This window comes from Methanosarcina sp. A14, assembly GCF_001729375.1.
GTDB classification, from domain to species: domain Archaea; phylum Halobacteriota; class Methanosarcinia; order Methanosarcinales; family Methanosarcinaceae; genus Methanosarcina; species Methanosarcina barkeri.
The window spans coordinates 1-3,031 of sequence record NZ_LZPK01000241.1; the positions used below are offsets into that span (position 1 = coordinate 1).

Sequence of the window (3,031 nt, forward strand, 5' to 3'; positions counted from 1 at the left end):
CAGTCCGGAAAGATGTTTTAAACCTTAACTGATGACACATAAATAGGAGTTCATTTTTGAATCACTGACAGATAGAAAAAATAGTGGCATTCATGTCGCACCTGCGGAAAGTGGATTGTATATTTGATAAGGTTAACTGTATATAAAGATCAGAAATTATTCCAAAATTCAGGTACACAATGACCTTAAAAATAGTACTTAATTTCAAAGACTTACGCACTTGAGGTATAAAATCCATTACATGAAACATCATAGTTTAAATTTACATTAAAGTTAAATATGCCCTACGATTCTGTTTTTCAAACTTGGTCACATTATTAAATGTTCATCATATATGAAAAAGTTACTTTTTATCATACAACTTGAATAAGATACATTTTATACTTCAAGTACGTAAAACTTTATACAAATATAAATAAATCAAAAGGTACAACTCATGAAGACTATAGAAAATCCTCTGAAATCAAATAAAAGATTAGTATTAACGATTGCAATCGTAGCGTGTGCTATCGCACTTTTCGTCGGCATCCCAACCGCCGATGCCGAGGAATCCACAGCTACCACGCCCGAGATGGTCAACAGATCCGTTGTCAATCCCTACCTGGCATCTTCACTTTATGCCATCACACATTTTGACTCTTCGCAGAGCGACTCTACACCCTACGGGCCTCCTCGCGGTAACTTCACTGTAGATCCAATGACTCAACCAACTGTCTATGGCGGCCCGATAAACATCATAACTCTTGCCTCCACTAATAAGAGTTACATGTGGGCAGTTGGAAGCGATCGCGTAAGCTACGTTAATGTGACCGACAACAATTGGACTGCTGTAGCAAAATATGAGGCACTCACTGATGCGTCAAACAACTCATTTCCGGCTGTTCCGGATGAAAATTTCAGTACCTTCGGCGAGTCGTCTGCTGTGGGAATGAACACAAGCTCGATGAATAGTTCCTTGAAAAGCCTTTTCGGTGAAAATTACGCAGACCGCTTTGGGAATGGGCTGTACTCGGTAGTCGATAACGAAAACGTACTGTATACAAATTATGGAGATAACCTCTACGCGTTTGCATTAAGTGATCCGAACAACCCATCTGCAGGCATAAAGAAACTCTACATGCTAGAAGATGTAGTCACTGCGATCCAGGGCGACGACCACCCGCCGTACGCAAGATTATTTGGCCTTTCCATGACATACGACGGCTACCTTATTATCACTTTTAGCAATGGAGTGGCAGTCATCAATCGCGACCTCAACACAACCTCTACATCTTTTTACAAGCTTGGGCGTGGTGAGTACGTTAGCAACTCAGTTGCTGTAGATGAAAACAATGGCATATATCTGGCAAGCGATAGTGTCATGCACAAGCTTGTCTGGGACGGTACAAATCTTTCCGATAATGAAGCCGATGGCGCATGGTCGAGCCCATACAACAATTCGGAACAACCTCCTATGATCAAGGTAGGCAATGGCACAGGATCTACCCCAACGCTCATGGGATTCAGCGACGATGAGGATAAGCTGGTGGTCATAACCGATGGTGCCAAACAGATGAACCTAGTGGCATTTTGGCGCAACGAAATCCCAGAGGGATCCGAACGCATCGCAGGGCAGATTCCGGTAACTTGTAATTTTACCACCCTTCCCGAGTGGATACAGACGGAGCAGTCCGTAGTTGTATCTGGATATGGGGCTTTTGTTGTGAATAACATTCCGGAAAATGTCAGCTCTGATCTTATAGGCCAGAACAAGATTCTTCAGGTATCGCTCATGGGCCCGGCATATGATACCGCATATGGTGCTGAACGCTTTCAATGGAACACATCAACGAATGAATGGTCTTCAGTATGGGCAAGGTCAGATGTTTCGTCGACAAGCATGGTTCCGATCTACAGCCAATCGGGTAATATGGCCCTCATCAATGGCTACAGGTTGCCAGACGGCTGGAAAGTGCTCGGACTTGACTGGGATACCGGTGAAATTGTCCATCAGACGATTTTTGGCGATGCAAACTTTGGAAACGGGGCATATGCATTGCTGGAGTACCTGGAAAATGACGATCTGATTTTCAATTCCTTCGTGGGACCAATTCGTATCAATTACAACACTTCAAACCTGTCTTCTGGAGCAGTTTCTATCGATAACAACACGACAAATATGTCTTCTGGAGCAGATGCATCTGGCAGTTGGGAACTTATTTCTGAAAATCCCGTTGGAGATGTAATAGAGATAAAAGGAACCGGCTTTGTTGGAGATGCTGCGAAAGTGGCGGCAACCTTTGAAAAAGATGTGATGGTACAGGATGGAGAATACGAATACCTGCTTGAAGATATAATAATCCCTTCAGGGTTCGACAACAGTTTTACTGTGCAGGCAACAGGTGCCGATGACCTTAATGTGAGAGCAAAGATTATCCTGTGGTTAACGAAAAGTGCAAAGGCACAAAACGGTACTGCTACTGTTTCCCAGAAAGGTGTTCCTCCAGGAACATATAAGATCAGGATCGATGGAAAGGCAAGTGGCTCTAATGTCAAAATCAAGATCACAGCTGTGCAAGAGGTGGAAGTAGATTCAGAAGGAAATCTCAACTATGAATATAATACTAAGTCTATACCGGCAGGCAATTTTAAAGTAAAAGTCGGAGGCATTGAAAAGCAGATTGAATTATAAACCTTCAGAGAGATTAATTAAAGCCTGCAGAAAGCCTGCCTTTGGACAAAGGCTCTTCGTTATTTTATGTGGATATCATCATAATGTCTTCATAAAAATCAATGCAGTCTCGAATTGAAAATCATCTTATCCATAGAGAATGGTGAAGAGCCAAAATTATATTGTATAGCATTCTTTTACGCTTAACCGATAACGTATGCATTCTTTTTTAGCCTCTCTTTTTTAAAGAAATAACACACGTATTGGACATCCCTTCCGAAGGACACAGTCCGTATGTTTACAAAAAAGGAGTTCTGGTACGAAAATTTCTTAGGATTGAATAATAAAATTTATTATAACATTTAAACCCCTTGAAAAATG

At 41.7% G+C, this 3,031-nt stretch carries 1 protein-coding gene; it reads left to right on the forward strand.

Annotated features, from left to right (window positions below; all coding sequences use genetic code 11):
• Positions 1 to 436: 436 nt before the first annotated feature.
• Positions 437 to 2,671 carry a hypothetical protein gene (locus tag A9239_RS19535; RefSeq protein ID WP_052712855.1) on the forward strand — a complete coding sequence of 745 codons (2,235 nt, stop codon included), beginning with the start codon at positions 437 to 439 and terminating at the stop codon, positions 2,669 to 2,671.
• Positions 2,672 to 3,031 lie beyond the last annotated feature (360 nt).